Source organism: Schinkia acidoalkalinis (genome assembly GCF_054301215.1).
This window is the reverse complement of record NZ_CP182573.1, coordinates 3,082,580-3,099,277: the sequence shown is the minus strand read 5'-3', so window position 1 is coordinate 3,099,277 and position 16,698 is coordinate 3,082,580. Positions and strand designations below refer to the sequence as shown.

The 16,698-nt window shown below is 37.7% G+C and carries 15 protein-coding genes; 1 reads left to right on the top strand and 14 read right to left on the bottom strand.

Going from position 1 to position 16,698, the window contains the following annotated elements:
* Positions 1–48: 48 nt before the first annotated feature.
* The 8 genes from hflC to ACNQFZ_RS15600 form a co-directional block, all read right to left on the bottom strand.
* On the bottom strand, positions 49–984 hold the full coding sequence (gene hflC, locus ACNQFZ_RS15635; RefSeq protein ID WP_458412252.1) for a protease modulator HflC: 936 nt from the start codon (positions 982–984) through the stop codon (positions 49–51).
* Complete coding sequence (gene hflK, locus ACNQFZ_RS15630) at positions 977–1,957, bottom strand: FtsH protease activity modulator HflK (protein ID WP_458412251.1); 981 nt, start codon at positions 1,955–1,957, stop codon at positions 977–979. Before hflK ends, hflC begins: the two co-directional genes overlap by 8 nt.
* Positions 1,958–2,037: 80 nt before the next feature.
* Positions 2,038–3,402, bottom strand: coding sequence for a two-component system histidine kinase PnpS (pnpS, locus tag ACNQFZ_RS15625; protein WP_458415409.1), 1,365 nt, complete (start codon positions 3,400–3,402; stop codon positions 2,038–2,040).
* A 31-nt stretch (positions 3,403–3,433) separates the two neighbouring features.
* Positions 3,434–4,168 carry a response regulator transcription factor gene (locus tag ACNQFZ_RS15620; protein WP_458412250.1) on the bottom strand — a complete coding sequence of 245 codons (735 nt, stop codon included), beginning with the start codon at positions 4,166–4,168 and terminating at the stop codon, positions 3,434–3,436.
* Positions 4,169–4,294: 126 nt separating this feature from the next.
* Positions 4,295–5,233, bottom strand: a complete 939-nt coding sequence (gene mdh, locus ACNQFZ_RS15615; RefSeq protein WP_458412249.1) for a malate dehydrogenase — start codon at positions 5,231–5,233, stop codon at positions 4,295–4,297.
* A 124-nt stretch (positions 5,234–5,357) separates the two neighbouring features.
* Positions 5,358–6,629 carry an NADP-dependent isocitrate dehydrogenase gene (gene icd, locus ACNQFZ_RS15610; RefSeq protein WP_458412248.1) on the bottom strand — a complete coding sequence of 424 codons (1,272 nt, stop codon included), beginning with the start codon at positions 6,627–6,629 and terminating at the stop codon, positions 5,358–5,360.
* Between the two features lie 122 nt (positions 6,630–6,751).
* Positions 6,752–7,867, bottom strand: coding sequence for a citrate synthase (gene citZ, locus ACNQFZ_RS15605; protein WP_458412247.1), 1,116 nt, complete (start codon positions 7,865–7,867; stop codon positions 6,752–6,754).
* A 187-nt stretch (positions 7,868–8,054) separates the two neighbouring features.
* Positions 8,055–8,519, bottom strand: a complete 465-nt coding sequence (locus ACNQFZ_RS15600) for a DUF441 domain-containing protein (RefSeq protein WP_458412246.1) — start codon at positions 8,517–8,519, stop codon at positions 8,055–8,057.
* A 164-nt stretch (positions 8,520–8,683) separates the two neighbouring features.
* Here ACNQFZ_RS15600 and ytvI point away from each other — a divergent pair, with 164 nt between their 5' ends.
* A complete protein-coding gene (gene ytvI, locus ACNQFZ_RS15595) occupies positions 8,684–9,802 on the top strand; it encodes a sporulation integral membrane protein YtvI (protein ID WP_458412245.1) in 1,119 nt (372 codons plus the stop codon).
* 28 nt (positions 9,803–9,830) lie between these two features.
* Here the strand turns inward: ytvI and ACNQFZ_RS15590 are convergent, their stop codons facing one another.
* The 6 genes from ACNQFZ_RS15590 to ACNQFZ_RS15565 form a co-directional block, all read right to left on the bottom strand.
* Positions 9,831–10,217, bottom strand: coding sequence for an FxsA family protein (locus ACNQFZ_RS15590; RefSeq protein WP_458412244.1), 387 nt, complete (start codon positions 10,215–10,217; stop codon positions 9,831–9,833).
* A gap of 338 nt (positions 10,218–10,555) precedes the next feature.
* Complete coding sequence (pyk, locus tag ACNQFZ_RS15585) at positions 10,556–12,310, bottom strand: pyruvate kinase (RefSeq protein WP_458412243.1); 1,755 nt, start codon at positions 12,308–12,310, stop codon at positions 10,556–10,558.
* Between the two features lie 21 nt (positions 12,311–12,331).
* On the bottom strand, positions 12,332–13,291 hold the full coding sequence (pfkA, locus tag ACNQFZ_RS15580) for a 6-phosphofructokinase (protein WP_458412242.1): 960 nt from the start codon (positions 13,289–13,291) through the stop codon (positions 12,332–12,334).
* 142 nt (positions 13,292–13,433) lie between these two features.
* Positions 13,434–14,411, bottom strand: coding sequence for an acetyl-CoA carboxylase carboxyl transferase subunit alpha (gene accA / locus ACNQFZ_RS15575; RefSeq protein WP_458412241.1), 978 nt, complete (start codon positions 14,409–14,411; stop codon positions 13,434–13,436).
* Positions 14,412–14,425: 14 nt separating this feature from the next.
* Positions 14,426–15,277: an acetyl-CoA carboxylase, carboxyltransferase subunit beta gene (accD, locus tag ACNQFZ_RS15570; protein ID WP_458412240.1), complete on the bottom strand. Its 852-nt coding sequence runs from the start codon at positions 15,275–15,277 to the stop codon at positions 14,426–14,428.
* Between the two features lie 88 nt (positions 15,278–15,365).
* Entirely contained in the window at positions 15,366–16,604 is a 1,239-nt protein-coding gene (locus tag ACNQFZ_RS15565; RefSeq protein ID WP_458412239.1) for an NAD(P)-dependent malic enzyme, read from the bottom strand.
* Positions 16,605–16,698: the final 94 nt, after the last annotated feature.

The window sequence follows — 16,698 nt, the reverse complement described above, 5'->3', positions numbered from 1 at the left end:
GTTGAAAAAGGAGAAAAAAAGCAATCGGCGAAATGCCGATTGCTTATGTTACTCTGTATAGCCCATTAACAGCTTCGCATATGGTGAATTGGCCGGAAGAATAATGACAGTCTCCCCATCAATGGTCCGCTTATAGGACTCTAGGGTTCTAAATAAATTGTAGAAGCTTGGGTCTTGGCTAAAAGCTTGGTTATAGGTTCTGGCTGCGTTTTGTTCACCTTCTGCCCTAATTTTTTCGGCATCTGCCTGCGCTTTTGCAAGCAACTCCTTTACTTCCCGATCGGTATTCGCAATGATTCTGTTTTTCTCAGCATCCCCCATTGACAAATACTCCTGCGCTTTTGTTTCCCGTTCGGAAATCATCCTTTTATAAACCGACTGCTCATTTTCTGCCGGTAAATCGATTCTTTTCATGCGGATATCGGTGACTATAATCCCATAATTATCTTTTTGTAAAAGTTCATTTACATCCTTTGTAACAGATTCATTAAAACTGCCGCGATTAGAGTTTTCTTCATCAATAATTTCATCATAATTTAATTGTCCGAGTTCTGTTCTAACAACCGAGAAAATAAACTCACTCATTTTCGCTTCCGCATTTTCGACAGTACGTAAATTCGCAATCATTTTCTTAGGATCTTCAATTCTCCATACCGCGTAATTATCGACTAACATCCGTTTCTTATCTTTTGTATTGATTTCCGCTTGTTGCACTTCATAAAATTTTTGGTATTTCGGCAGCGTTTGAACAGATTGAATGAATGGAATTTTAAAGTTTAGACCTGGTTCTTTAATAATATTGACAACCTCGCCGAACTGCCGGATTACCTTAAATTCCCCTTCTTTTACAATAAAGATATTACTCAAAATAAAACCAAGAACAACGAAAAATATAACTAAACTAATTCCGAATCTTGAATATTTCTTCCATTCAATACTTTTATTTTTTAGTTCGTCTAGATTGACAATTTTTTTATCACTCATTTTTGCCGTCCCCTCCCTGCTCTGTTGTTTTCTTTGCCGGGGCAGAACTATTTCCATCTAAAGGTCGAATGGGCAGGTACTTTACCGTTCCTCCATCATCATTCATGATATAAACATCGGCATTAGGCAAAACTTGATCTAATGTTTCAAGAACTAAACGTTTTCTCGTGATGTCAGGTTGCTTCTTGTATTCATTGTATAAGGCATTAAAAACCGCTACATCCCCTTTGGCTTTTTCAATTCTAGCGGTACGATCACCTTCTGCTTGGGAAATGGTGGCATCCTTTTCCCCTTCAGCCTCTTGTTTTCGTTTATTTAAATACTTATTGGCTTCATTTATTTTTGTATTCATCATTTCTCTGGCATCGGTTACTTGTGTGAACGCCTTTCTTACATCTTCATTTGGCAATTCAACATCCTGAAGTTTTACAGCCAGAATGGAAATCCCCATATCATAGCTCTTTACCAGATCCGTTAACATATCTCTTACATTTGCTTCAATTTCGGCTTTTCCAGAAGTTAGGACATCATCAATTTTTGAACTCCCAATTACACCTCTTAAAGAAGCTGATGTCGCATTGTAAAGGATGTTTTCCGGATTTTCTGCACTGAAAAGGAATTTACCAGGATCAGTAATTTTCCATTGCACGACTAAATCAGCAAGAACGATATTTTCATCTCCGGTAATCATCTTTGTATCTTCCGGAAACTCTTCCACAACCTCCCCATTCTTCTCTCGATAGCCAAACTGCATACTGAATGTTTCTTTTGAAAGTTTACGAACTTCCTGTACTGGCCATGGCATCTTAAAATGCAGACCAGGCTCAATAATTCCTTTATCAACTTTACCAAAGGTCATGATGACTGCCTGTTCAGATTCATCGACCGTATACCAGCTAGTAAAACCGACAATCGCAAGGGCCAATATTAAAATGGATAAGCCAATCGTTGTATAAATCCGCTTCAAACTCACTTTACCTACCTCCCCTTGATTTTGTATGTTATGTTAATTGTTTTACGAAACTAGCTCATGAAATGTTTCAAAATACTACATTATTTGTTAATCTGTTCTTTTGGTAAAATAACTGAAAATGTTGTTCCTTTATTTACTTCACTCGTGACTTCAATTTTTCCATGGTGTGCTTCCACAAGATGTTTGACAATTGCCAAGCCTAAGCCAGTTCCTCCTGAATTCCTGCTTCTGGCCTTATCAACCCTGTAAAACCTTTCAAAAATTCTTGGTATTTCCTCTTTATTAATGCCTATTCCTGTATCAGAAATGGTAACTTTATGTTTATCATTCATATCGATACAATGAATTCTTACTTCTCCATGATCACTCGTATAATTAAGAGAATTATTGATTAAATTAATAAAGATTTGTTTTAAACGATATAAATCTCCTTCAACAATAGGATTCTCCAATTCGAAATAACTTTGAAAAGTAATATGCTTTTCTTCTGCTTTACTTTGTAAAATAACCATTACTTCCTCAAGTAGTTGTTTTACATTTACTTTTGAAATATTTAATGTAAAACCTTCTTGTTCTATATGAGATAAATCCAATAAATCATTTATCAAGCTTTGCAAACGACCCGTTTCTTTCAAAATAATATTAAGGAAATATTCCGACATTTGTTTATCTTCCAAAGCGCCGTCAAGTAGCGTCTCTGTAAAACCCCTAATGGAAGTCATCGGCGTTTTTAATTCATGAGAAACATTTGCTACAAAGTCTTTCCTCATTTTTTCTAGTTTCTTTAGTTCGGTAATGTCATGAAGGACTAAGACAACACCCTTCCATTCTTCATTCGCACCAATAATCGGTGCACCATATACCTCGAAATGGCGCCTTTCAATTTTTAGAGGAATATATAGTTGTTTACGAACAGATTTTTCCGTCATAAATATTTGTTCAATTAAAGCATTTATTTCTCTATGTTCGAATGCTTCATAATATAACCGATCCAGATATTCGTTTGTATTGACATCAAAAATATCCTTAAAATATCTATTGACTAAAATAATATAACCTTTCCCATCTATTAAAATAAGACCGCTACCCATACTTTCAATTAAGGTTTGTAAACGGTCTTGCTGCATTTCATGTGCAGTTGTCACTTGTTCTAGGTTACGAGCCAATATGTTAATGGATTTGGCCAACATATCGGGCTCATTGATTCCACCTTCATATATACGTTCTTTATAGTTGCCTTTTGCAAGCTCATTAGCAGCCATTGTTGCTGATTGAATCGGCCTTACAAAATGTGTATTGAATTTTGTTCTTATTCTGAAGAAAAGAATGCATACGATTCCTAAAACGATAGGAATCGCCCAAAAATGTTTGGGATTACTTTTTATCACCGAGTCTACATCTGGTGGTAATGTAAGACCAAGTAGGATTCCAAAAACCGTTACCATTGTTAATAAAACAAAAAATAAAGGAAAGATTCTATTTGCCCTTGACTTCATCATTACTTGTACTTACCTCCATCTTATATCCAAGTCCTCTAATGGTTTTTATATAATTCGGCTTTTTTGAATCTTTCTCAATCTTTTCTCGCAAATGACTGATATGGACATCCACAATTCTAGAATCGCCGGAAAAATCGTAATTCCATACGGCGCTTAACAACTGATCCCTTGTTAGGACTTTCCCTTTATTTCTAACTAGAAAATTTAGCAGTTCAAACTCTTTTGGCGTTAATTCTAACAATTCCCCTTCGAAAAATGCTTCATAACGTTCTGGAAAAATTGTCAGGCCCCCATGGACTAGTTTCTCAGTATCTGATGATTCGACTTCAGCTTGGTCCTCTACTGTCTGCGTTCTTCTTAAAATTGCTTTGACACGCGCCAACACTTCTCTTGGGCTGAATGGCTTTGTCATATAGTCATCAGCACCCAATTCCAACCCCAATACTTTATCAAATTCATCATCTCTAGCCGTTAGCATCAAGATTGGCACTAGGACTTTTTTCTGACGAAGCTGTTTACAAACTTCTATTCCATCTAATGTAGGCAGCATTAAATCTAATACCATTAAATCGGGAGTATCCAAGGTAGCAGCATTCAGAGCGGCAGCGCCATCCATCTCTGTTTTTACTTCATATCCGGCTTGTTCCAAGTTATATTTTAAAAGCGTGATAATGGACTGTTCATCATCTACGACTAATATCTTTTTTTTCATTTTTAACCTCCTTCTCTAAACATGAATGACCACATTCAGACTTCTATAACTATATCATACTATGTTTTTTCAATAATCACAAAAAGAGGCTGACCCATTAAAGGGTCAGCCTCTTTTTGATCAGTATTAAGATAATACTTTCATAACACTTTTAACAGATTCAACGGACTTGTCTAGTGCCGCTTTTTCTTCAGCAGTTAAATCAAGTTCGATGATTTCTTCGATACCGTTGCCGCCAAGAATTGTTGGAACGCCAAGGTAGATGCCTTCATAGCCATATTCGCCTTCAAGGTACGCGATAGACGGTAACACGCGGCGTTGATCTTTAATAATAGCTTCCGCCATTTCAACAAGTGAAGCAGCAGGAGCATAGTAAGCACTGCCGTTACCTAATAAGTTTACAATTTCTCCACCGCCAGTACGTGTACGTTGGACAATTGCTTCCAAACGATCGCTTGAGATTAACTTTTCTAACGGAATACCGCCAGCATAAGAGTAGCGTACTAATGGAACCATGTCATCTCCATGGCCGCCTAATACGAATCCAGTAACATCTTTCACTGATAAGTTTAATTCTTGGGCAACGAATGTGCGGAACCGAGCTGTATCTAGTACACCTGATTGACCAATTACGCGGTTTTTAGGGAATCCGGATTCTTTATAAACTGAATATGTCATGGCATCAACTGGGTTTGTTAATACGATGATATAGCAGTTAGGTGAATACTTAACTACCTCTTGCGTAACAGCTTTCATGATTTTAGCATTTGTAGCAACTAGGTCATCACGGCTCATACCAGGTTTACGAGCAAGACCAGCAGTAATGATTACAACATCAGAATCTGCTGTATCTTCATAATTTGATGTGCCTTTGATATTGGCATCAAATAGTTGAACAGGTGATGCTTCTAACATATCTAAAGCTTTCCCTTTTGTAGGGTTCTCTAATTGTGGAATATCAACTAATACGATATCACCTAGTTCTTTTTGTGCAGCCAAGAATGCTGCCGTAGCACCTGTAAATCCTGCCCCAACCACAGAAATCTTTCTACGCTTAATTGTCATTCTAGTTCCCCCTTACTTTATATGTGATTTGAGACCGACCCCGGGTAGGATCAGTCTCGAAATAAAACACTATTTAAAGTTTGCCCAAGTTCAGGTCTAATCTAATCGGTTATACCTTTTAGAATTATGCCATATTTTTGATCAATTCATCACCGAATTCTGAACATTTAACTTCAGTTGCTCCATCCATTAAACGAGCAAAATCGTATGTTACAACTTTACTTGCAATTGTTTTTTCCACTGAGTTAGTGATTAGGTTTGCTGCTTCGTTCCATCCAAGGTGTTCAAGCATAAGTACACCAGATAAAATAACAGAAGAAGGGTTTACCTTATCTAAACCTGCATATTTAGGTGCAGTACCATGTGTTGCTTCAAAAATTGCATGTCCTGTTTCATAGTTGATGTTAGCTCCTGGAGCAATACCGATACCACCAACTTGTGCAGCAAGTGCATCAGAAATGAAATCTCCGTTTAGATTCATTGTAGCAACTACTTCGAACTCGCGAGGACGAGTTAAAATTTGTTGTAAGAAGATGTCAGCAATTGCATCTTTAATGATGATTTTACCTGCAGCTTCAGCATCAGCTTGAGCTTTATTTGCAGCATCTTTACCTTCAGTTTCAACGATGCGGTCATATTGTGCCCATGTGAATACTTTGTCGCCAAATTCTTCTTCAGCCACTTCATAACCCCAGTTTTTGAAGGCACCTTCTGTAAATTTCATGATGTTACCTTTATGAACAAGTGTAACACTCTTACGGTTGTTATCAATTGCATATTGAACTGCTGCACGAACTAAACGCTTTGTACCTTGTGCAGAAACTGCTTTAATACCGATACCAGAAGTTTCAGGGAATCGGATTTTCTTAACACCCATTTCATTTTGTAAGAAGTTGATCACTTTCTCAACTTCAGGTGTGCCTTTTGCCCATTCGATACCTGCGTAAATGTCCTCTGTGTTTTCACGGAAGATTACCATATCAGTATCTTCTGGACGTTTAACTGGTGAAGGAACACCATTAAAATAACGAACTGGACGTAAACATGTAAATAAGTCTAATTCTTGACGAAGTGCAACGTTTAAAGAACGAATACCACCACCAATTGGAGTTGTTAAAGGTCCTTTAATTGCAATTATGTATTCTTTAATAACATCTAATGTTTCTTGTGGTAACCATTCACCAGTTTGGTTGAATGCTTTTTCACCAGCTAATACTTCTTTCCACTCAATTTTTCTTTCACCATTGTATGCTTTTTCTACTGCAGCGTCTAAAACGCGTGAAGCAGCTGCCCAAATGTCAGGTCCAATTCCATCTCCTTCAATAAAAGGAATAACTGGATTGTTTGGTACGTTTAATACCCCATTGTCTACTGTGATTTTTTGTCCTTGTGTCACTTTCCCTTACCTCCTAAACATTTTAGCTGGTCATCTCTATTATCTATACGACCAATATTTTGTCACGCTGAGAAGAGGGAGATTGTCCCTCCCTCAGCTGCATTTCTAGTATAAAGTTTTTATTAACGATTTTCAATCGGAATCCAATTTTGTTTATCTGGACCGATATAATCTGCACGTGGACGGATTAAACGGTTGTTATCATACTGTTCTAGAATATGAGCTAACCAACCAGAAACACGGCTAATCGCGAAGATTGGTGTAAATAAGTCATGGTCAATACCTAAACTATGGTATACAGATGCAGAATAGAAATCCACGTTTGGTGGTAATTTTTTCGCTGAAGTTACAATACCTTCTAGCTTTTCAGACATCTCGTACCATTTTGGTTCGCCAGTTAATGCAGTTAATTGTTTAGACATTTTCTTCAAGTGCTTCGCACGTGGATCGCCTTGGCGGTATACGCGGTGACCAAAGCCCATGATTTTCTGCTTGTTTGCAAACGCATTTTCAGCATATGCTTCTACATTTTCAACAGAACCGATTTCTGTAAGCATTTTCATAACTGCTTCGTTTGCTCCGCCATGTAAAGGTCCTTTCAATGCACCAATAGCAGCTGTAATTCCTGAATACACATCAGAAAGTGTAGCTACACAGACACGTGCTGTAAATGTAGATGCATTTAGTTCATGGTCAGCATGTAGAACTAATGCTTTATCAATTGCTTCAATAGCAATCGGCTCAGGCTCTTTACCACTTAACATATATAAGAAATTAGCTGCAATGGATAAGTCTTCACGAGGTGCAACTGGATCTAATCCTTTGCGAATTCTTGAGAAAGCAGCTACTAAAGTTGGCATTTTTGCTTGGAGACGGATAGCTTTACGATAGTTTGCTTCCTTGTCCATCACATCTGCTTCTTCATCAAATAACCCTAGCATTGATACTGCTGTACGCAATGCAGCCATTGGATGAACTTTTTCAATTGGATAAGATCTAAAGTGATCAATAATTGCTTGTGGAATGCTTGCATTTTGAGCAAGTTCATTCTTTAATTCAGCTAACTCCTCTTTTGTTGGAAGTTTAAAATGCCATAGTAGATAAACTACCTCTTCAAAACTTGCATTTTCTGCTAAATCATCGATTGGATACCCCACATATGTTAATTGATCATCGATAATTGAGCTAACTTTAGATTGTGTGGCTACTACCCCTTCAAGACCACGAGTTACTGTCATACTTATCCCCTCTTCCTTTACTAATAAAATTTACTAATAAATTCCCCAACCCAAAAGACTTTTTTTAAATAAAGAAAATGCTTACATTTTCTTTTTGCAAAAAATGTCGGAAGGATAGACACAAACTAATTATAAACAATAATCAGATTTTTGTGAATCAAAAGTGTACAGAAATTGTATAAAAATATTAAAAGCCTATTATCTTAAACAATTTCATGAGTAAATATGCAATCCCTGCAGCAATTAAAGGTCCTACAGCAATCCCCTTAAACAAAACTACTGCCAAAATTGTTCCAATAACAAGAGCAGCCGTTAAATGAGGATCATCACTTAGTAGACCTAGTCCATATTTTGCAATGATTGCTACAAAAACACCTGATGCAAGTGCAATCCATGCATATATTGACTTAAGAGCATCCGACAGTTGTTTGAAACCAATATCTCCTGTTGCAATGGGAACTAACACTGCAATTGTAATCACAATTACACCAAGATTAATTCCTTTCGCTTGCAAGAAGGGGAAAATTTTACTATCTAGTCCAGTCAATTTTATACCGATAAGTACTGAAATTGCAATTACAAGTGATTGGTTTTTGCCAATTATACCTATAATTAGTAATAATGATAAAAATAGCATTGGTTGTGATAGCATGAAGTCATCCTTCCCATTATCTCACTACCAAATTTATCGTAACATAATCGACAAAAATTTGCCACAATTTGATTCTGATATTGATTTACTTTTTTTCTTTCTTTAATACTTTATACATTGTAAAATATTACTAAAATAACAAGATGAGAGGAAGTTCGTTATCTTTGAATTCACAATATGTTTATAGTACGCTGAGGTTTTTATTGGTACTGGCCATTGTCATTGTTGTACCAATTGCACTTTATTATGTTTCAGCGGTTACCTACCCTTTTATCATTGCCTTTATTCTCGCTTTTATTATGAATCCATTAGTAAACTTTTTGGAACATAAAGCAAAAATGCCTAGAACATTAGCTGTTTTGATCGTTTTAATTTTAATTATTGGCGGTGTGGCTGGCCTTTTAACTTTACTTATTGCTGAAATTATTTCAGGTTCCAATTATCTTGCCAGAGTTGTTCCAACACAATTCGAAACCCTTGTAACCTATATTGAAGAATATATAGCAAACCAGATCATTCCTTTCTACAATCAGATCTTAAGCTTTTTCAATGATCTAGATGCGGGTCAACAAGATACGGTTATAAAAAACATTCAAGATGTAGGGACCGCGATAGCGTCCAAGGTAAGTGCGTGGATTGAGGCGATATTAAGAGCGATTCCGGATTTTCTAGGTGTGCTACCTAATATTGCTACCGTTTTAATCTTCTCGCTTTTAGCAACATTTTTCATCAGCAAAGATTGGTATCGATTAAAAGGGTATTGCAGTAAATTTTTGCCTGGTAAATTTCAAACTAGCGGACGTACAGTTTATGATGATTTAAAGAAAGCATTAGTAGGCTTCATTAAAGCTCAGGCAACGCTAATATCAATTACAGCGATTATCGTCCTTCTCGGCCTTCTTTTCTTTAGAGTTGAATATGCAGTGACAATTGCTTTAATTATTGGATTTGTTGATGTGCTGCCGTATTTAGGAACCGGCGCCATCTTTGTTCCGTGGATTGCTTATTTAGTTTTTACAAACGATATTGCCTTAGCCATTAAATTAGGAATTCTTTACATTGTAGTACTAATGGTTAGACAAATTATGGAGCCAAGAATCTTATCTTCCAGTATTGGCCTTGATCCTTTGGCAACTTTAATTGCTCTGTTTGTAGGGTATAAACTTTTTGGATTTCTCGGCTTGATCATCGGCCCAGTGTCACTAGTCATTTTCAATACGTTAAATCATTCCAATGTATTTAAGGATATCTGGGCGTTTATTATTGGTAAAAAAGAAGCGTAGAAAGCTAAAGCTTTCTACGCTTTTCTTATCATCTAAAAATAATGAACTGACCATTTCGCAGCTTCTTTTCTAACCAAATCTTAATATACTTCTTAAAAAACAGGCGTGTTTTCGGTATTAACAAGAGTAAACCTAGTGCATCTGAAATAAAACCAGGGGTTAATAAAAAAATACCGCCAACAAGAATACACAAACCATCTAAAATCGATTCACCTGGAAGTTGCCCATTTGCCATTAACATCTGCGCTTCCCTAACGGCAAGTAGGCCTTGTCTTTTTGCAAGCCATGCTCCAATAAAACCTGTTGCGATGATTAACGTAATTGTTGGGATAAAGCCGATTGTATTGCCTGAAACAATAAAAATGCTTATTTCAAGTGCCGGTACAATAATAAGTAAAGATATTAGAAGGCGCAAAATCGTTAACTCCTTTGAAAATATTAATATTGCATTAAAGATTCCATCAGCCGATTATTGTTCCCAAATGTGATTGGACAATCCATTAGTATGATGTAGTGCAAGTTTTTTTGCGGACACGAAAAAACATCTGGGTATCTCGGGGAAGTGAGACTATTTTCGTGTTTGTCCGCATAAAAACTTAGTTTCGATTTAACAGCTAACTTTTTACGTTGTCCAATCAAGATTAGTCACAATAATCGCCTGATGGTATCAAAATTACCAAATGAAAATAAAAAGAGAGAAGGTGGTTGTCCCTTCTCTCTATCATACATAATTACTCAAATAAATGTACAGTTTTAGATAACACTGGCTAGTCCATTGTAAATGTCGCCGCGGGCTGCGTCTACGGTGATTTCCTGGCCATCTGTAAACAATGTTGTTGCGCTCTGAACACCCACAATAACAGGAATTCCGAGGCTTAGGCCAATTACAGCGGCATGGCTTGTTAAGCCGCCTTCTTCTGTAATAATGGCTGCCGCATTCTCTATTGCGTCCATCATATCGCGGTCAGTGCCAATCGTAACAACAATAGCTCCATCTTTCATTTTGCTCTTAGCTTCTTTTGCATTATTGATAATGACAACCTCTCCTGTTGCTGTTTTACGACCAATTCCTTGTCCTCTGGCAATAACATCTCCGATAATATGGACCTTCATCAAATTGGTTGTTCCCGGGGTTCCAACCGGTACACCTGCTGTCAAGATAACGAGGTCACCATGAGAAACTACCCCTGTCTCAAGTGCATCTTGAACAGCATTATCTAGCATTTCATCTGTACTATCGGTTGGTTTTCCAACCTTAGTTTGAACACCCCAAACAAGCGCTAATTTTCTCGATATCTTATTGTTTGGTGTTACAGCAATAATCGGGGCCTTAGGGCGATATTTTGAAATACTTTGTGCTGTTGACCCGCTTTCTGTTGGTGTAATGATGGCTTTTACATTCAAATTTAAAGCGGTATGGGCTACAGATTGACTAATCGCATCCGTGATCGTTACTTCGCTTTCTTTTCGGCGATTTGTTAGTAGTTCTTGGAAAGACAAAGCTGTTTCCGCTTTTGAGGCAATCCTGTCCATCGTTTGTACGGCCTCAACAGGGTACGATCCTGCTGCTGTTTCCCCTGAAAGCATAATTGCATCTGTACCATCAAAAATAGCATTCGCAACATCACTTGCTTCAGCTCGAGTCGGTCTTGGATTCCTTTGCATTGAATCAAGCATTTGTGTAGCTGTTATAACAGGTTTTCCAGCAGTATTGCATTTTTTTATAAGACTTTTCTGTACAAGAGGTACATCCTCTGCAGGGATTTCTACACCAAGGTCGCCGCGCGCAACCATCAATCCATCAGAAACCTCTATGATTTCATCGATATTTTCGACACCCTGTTGATTCTCAATCTTTGGAATAATTTGGATTGATGCCCCATTATTCTTTTCCAATAGTTCACGAATGGCAAGTACATCCTGTGCTTTTCTTACAAATGAGGCTGCAATAAAATCAACATTTTGTTCGATTCCGAATAAAATATCCTGGGCATCCTTTTCCGTCATCGCTGGAAGATTAACGACTACATTAGGAACATTCACTCCTTTTTTATTTTTAAGAATCCCACTGTTTAAAATTTTGGTACGAATTTCATTATTCCCTTTGTCCAAAACTTCCAATTCGATTAAACCATCATCCAGAAGAATTTTTGAGCCTTTTTCCACATCATCAATTAAACCCGAATATGTAATTGAAAACCTCTCCGTCGTCCCTACTACCTCTTCCATCGATATGATAACTTCGTTCCCAGCTTTAAGTTGGATTTCCCCGTTTTCCATCGTATGTGTGCGAATTTCAGGTCCTTTTGTATCCAAAAGAATAGCTACGGTTTTTTCTAAATTTTTAGCGGCTTCACGAATATTCTTGATTCGCGCTCCATGCTCCTCGTGATTGCCATGTGAAAAATTTAATCTTGCTACATTCATTCCAGCTTTCATTAACTCCATTAATGTTTCTACTGATTCACTTGCTGGCCCAATCGTACAAACAATTTTTGTTTTTCTCATTTTTTAGGCCTCCTATTTTTATTAAATTGATAACTCCTGCGAAAGTTTGTACATCTCAGTATCTATTTTATGCTCCTTGGTCAGTATTTCAAGAATATCATGATCGACGATTTGATTGCATTCAATACCGACCATTCTACCCGCTTTTCCTTCAAGCAGCAATTCAACTGCACGTGCCCCTAACCGGCTTGCTAATGTCCTGTCAAATGCGGTTGGCTTTCCACCACGTTGTATATAACCTAATACCGATACCCTTGTTTCAAATTTAGTAGCTTCTTGGATTTTTTTGCTAAACTCAAGGCCACTTCCAACCCCTTCAGCAACAACAATAATACTATGTTTCTTTCCACGTTCATGACCACGTATAATTCGATTTGCAATATCATCCATACTGTATTCAACTTCAGGAATGATAATCGATTCGGCACCACCCGCAAGACCTGCCCAAAGTGCGATATCCCCCGCATTCCGGCCCATTGTTTCAATGACATACGTTCTTTCATGGGAAGTAGCAGTGTCTCGAATTTTGTCAATGGCATCTAATACAGTATTCAGTGCAGTATTGAAGCCAACCGTAAAGTCAGTTCCTGGGATATCGTTATCAATGGTTCCCGGAATGCCGATACATGGAAAGCCTTTTTCAGTGAGTTTCGCTGCACCTCGGAATGAACCATCCCCACCGATGACAATTAGACCCTCAATACCATATCTATTCATTTCATTTATTGCCTTTTGTCTGCCTTCTTCTGTTTTGAATTCATCACAACGCGCTGTATAAAGCATCGTCCCCCCTCGATGAATGATATCACCTACTGAGCCGAGCTCCAGTTTTCTCATGTCTCCGGAAATTAACCCTGCATAGCCATAATTAATACCATAAACCTCAAGATCGTGATAAATCGCTTTTCTTACAACTGCACGAATGGCTGCATTCATACCTGGTGAATCTCCACCGCTCGTTAATACACCAATTTTTTTCATTGTTGACCACCTCTATAGCATCAATATTATCATTTATTAAGGAAGTAGTTTTAATACGAGCCACCATTAATATTTTAAGCTTTTTATCAGTATAAAAAACGTGCTTCCGATTTAATGAAAGCACGTTTTAATAGCAACTACCTTATTTTACCTCTGCGAGGTTTTCACTAAACGAAATTTCACCAATATTTTTATATTTTAAATATCTATTTTGGACGATGTTTTCTTCATCTAGGGTGATTAATTCATTCAATGATTTCTCAAGAACCTTATCGATTTCTTGAGCTTGTTTGACAATATCACGATGAGCTCCGCCTCTAACTTCCGGAATGATTTCATCTATAATCCCAAGTTCCTTTAGATCTGGAGCAGTTATTCGCATCGATTCAGCTGCCTTTTTCGCTTGCCCCGCATCTCTCCATAGAATCGAAGCGGCACCTTCCGGCGATATGACGGAATATGTAGAATTCTCGAGCATATGGATGTGATTTCCGATGCCAATACCGAGGGCACCTCCGCTTCCGCCTTCACCAATCACAATACTGATTATCGGTACAGTTAGTCCAGCCATTTCAAATAGATTTTTAGCGATGGCCTCACTTTGGCCTCTTTCTTCTGCGGCCTTTCCGGGATAAGCACCTTTCGTATCAATAAACGTTATAATTGGACGGCCAAATTTCTCGGCTTGTTTCATTAGACGTAAAGCTTTGCGGTAGCCTTCCGGGTGTGGCATACCAAAATTACGGCGAATGTTTTCCTTTGTATCCTTGCCGCGTTGATGCCCTATGATTGTAACAGGAATTCCGTGATATTTCGCAATTCCTCCTACAATCGCTTCATCATCTCCAAAATAACGGTCCCCATGTAATTCAATAAAATCAGTGAAGAGGTGCCCAATATAGTCAAGAGATGTTGGTCTGTTAGGATGGCGGGCAATTTGTACTCGATCCCACGGTGTTAAATTACCGTATACTTCCTGTTCCAATTTTTCTAATCTTGCTTCTAATTTTAAAATTTCATCGGATAAATCGATTTCTTTTTCTTCCGTAAACTTTTTTAATTCAGCTATTTTTTTCCGTAGTTCTAAAACCGGACGTTCAAATTCCATTTCTCCTGCCAATTAAGAAACACCTCCTATTGCTTTTTATGAATATCAAGGACAGTTGCTAATGTCTCTTTTAACTCCGTTCTTTTAATCACTTTATCTAACTGACCATGCTTAAAGAGGAACTCGGCTGTTTGAAAGTCTTCTGGTAATTCCTCGCGGATTGTTTGCTCAATAATCCTTCTGCCTGCAAAACCAATTAATGCACCAGGTTCAGCAAAATTAAAGTCGCCTAATGACGCGAAACTTGCAGATACACCACCAGTAGTAGGATGTGTCATCACAGAAATAATTAAACCGCCACTATTACTTAATGCTTTAAGGGCTGCACTCGTTTTTGCCATTTGCATTAAGCTGAGGACACCTTCCTGCATCCGGGCACCTCCAGACGCAGTAAAAATAATAAATGGAATTTTCTTTTCTATCGCTCTTTCAATGGCACGGGTAATTTTTTCCCCGACAACAGATCCCATGCTGCCCATTCGAAAGCCTGAATCCATTACGGCTATGACAGTATCAAATCCATTTATTTTTCCCTCACCTGTAACGATCGCCTCATTTAAGCCTGTTTTTTGACGATCCTTTTCAAGCTTTTCAAGATAATCCGGAAAGTTTAATGGGTTTTCTGAAATCATCCCATGATCATATTCAACAAAGGTTCCCTCGTCGATTACACTTTCAATCCGTTCACGAGAATCCATCGTAAAATGATGCCCACAAACCTGACAGACCATTAAACTTTTCTTTAGTTCTTTTGTATACATTATTTTTTTACAATCAGGACATTTCGTCATTAAGCCTTCTGGTACATCTTGTTTCGCTTGCTCAGAAGGGATTAAGGCATATTTTTTCTTCTTCATTCCTAATAAATCCTTAAGCAACCAAAAAACCTCCTAACAGCCTCCACCTCTTGTTTCTGTTTTTATATCGAAAATTGCAGAAGCTACTCAATTCGAAAACGAATGCGCCTTAATTCTCATCAATTGACGCTAGTTTTCTTGTTTTTTCTTTTATTTCTTCTGGATCAACAATCTTTCTGGCAACACCTGTTTCAATAGCCGCTTTTGCCACGGCTGCTGCAACTGCAGGAGCTACTCTTGTATCAAATGGCGCTGGAATTACGTAATCAGATGAAAGCTCCTCATCTGTGATTAGCCCAGCAATAGCGTTAACTGCCGCTACTTTCATTTCCTCGTTAATGTGAGTTGCATGTGTATCTAGAGCACCTCTGAAAATTCCAGGAAACGCTAAAACATTATTAACCTGATTTGCGAAATCGGAACGACCTGTACCTACAACTTTAGCACCACATTCTATGGCAATAGTAGGCATAATTTCTGGATTAGGATTTGCCATTGCAAATATAATAGCATCCTTGTTCATAGATTTCACCATTTCAGGTGTTAAGGCACCTTCTACAGAAACCCCGATGAATACATCCGCACCATGAATGACATCTGCTAATGTACCTTCAATCTTCTCAAGGTTTGTCATTTTAGCCACTTGCTCTTTAATTTCATTCATACCATATGGGCGACCTTCAAAGATTGCACCTTTTGTGTCACACATAATCGCATTACGTACACCAAAATGGTATAAAAGCTTGACAATAGCAATTCCGGCAGCACCGGCACCATTCATAACTACTTTAATATCAGAAATGGATTTACCGACTAATTTTAAAGCATTGACTAATCCAGCTACGGTGACAATTGCTGTACCATGTTGGTCATCATGAAAGACTGGAATATTGGCTTCTTTTTTTAGTCTCTCCTCAATTATAAAGCAATGAGGCGCTGAAATATCTTCTAAATTGACACCGCCAAATGTCGGTTCTAATAATTTAACAGTTTCAATTATTTTATCTACATCTGTTGTATTTAGGCAAATAGGGAATGCATCTACACCAGCAAAGCTTTTAAACAATACAGCTTTTCCTTCCATTACTGGAAGTGCTGCTTCAGGTCCAATATTCCCTAACCCAAGTACAGCAGTACCATCTGATACTACTGCAACCATATTACCCTTCATTGTGTATTCATAAACCTTGCTTTTATCTTCGTAGATTACTTTACACGGCTCAGCAACACCTGGTGAATAGGCTAAACTTAAATCTGTAGCATTTTGAACCGGAACTTTTGATTTTATTTCTAATTTTCCCTTGTTGATGCGATGCATGTGTAATGCTTCTTCCCTTAAACCGGACATTTATTTCACTCCTCCAGTAATTACCTGACTATAATTGTTAAGATTAAGACCTAGTCTTAAAAATTAATACTAAACTCCTTTATTATATCAAAAG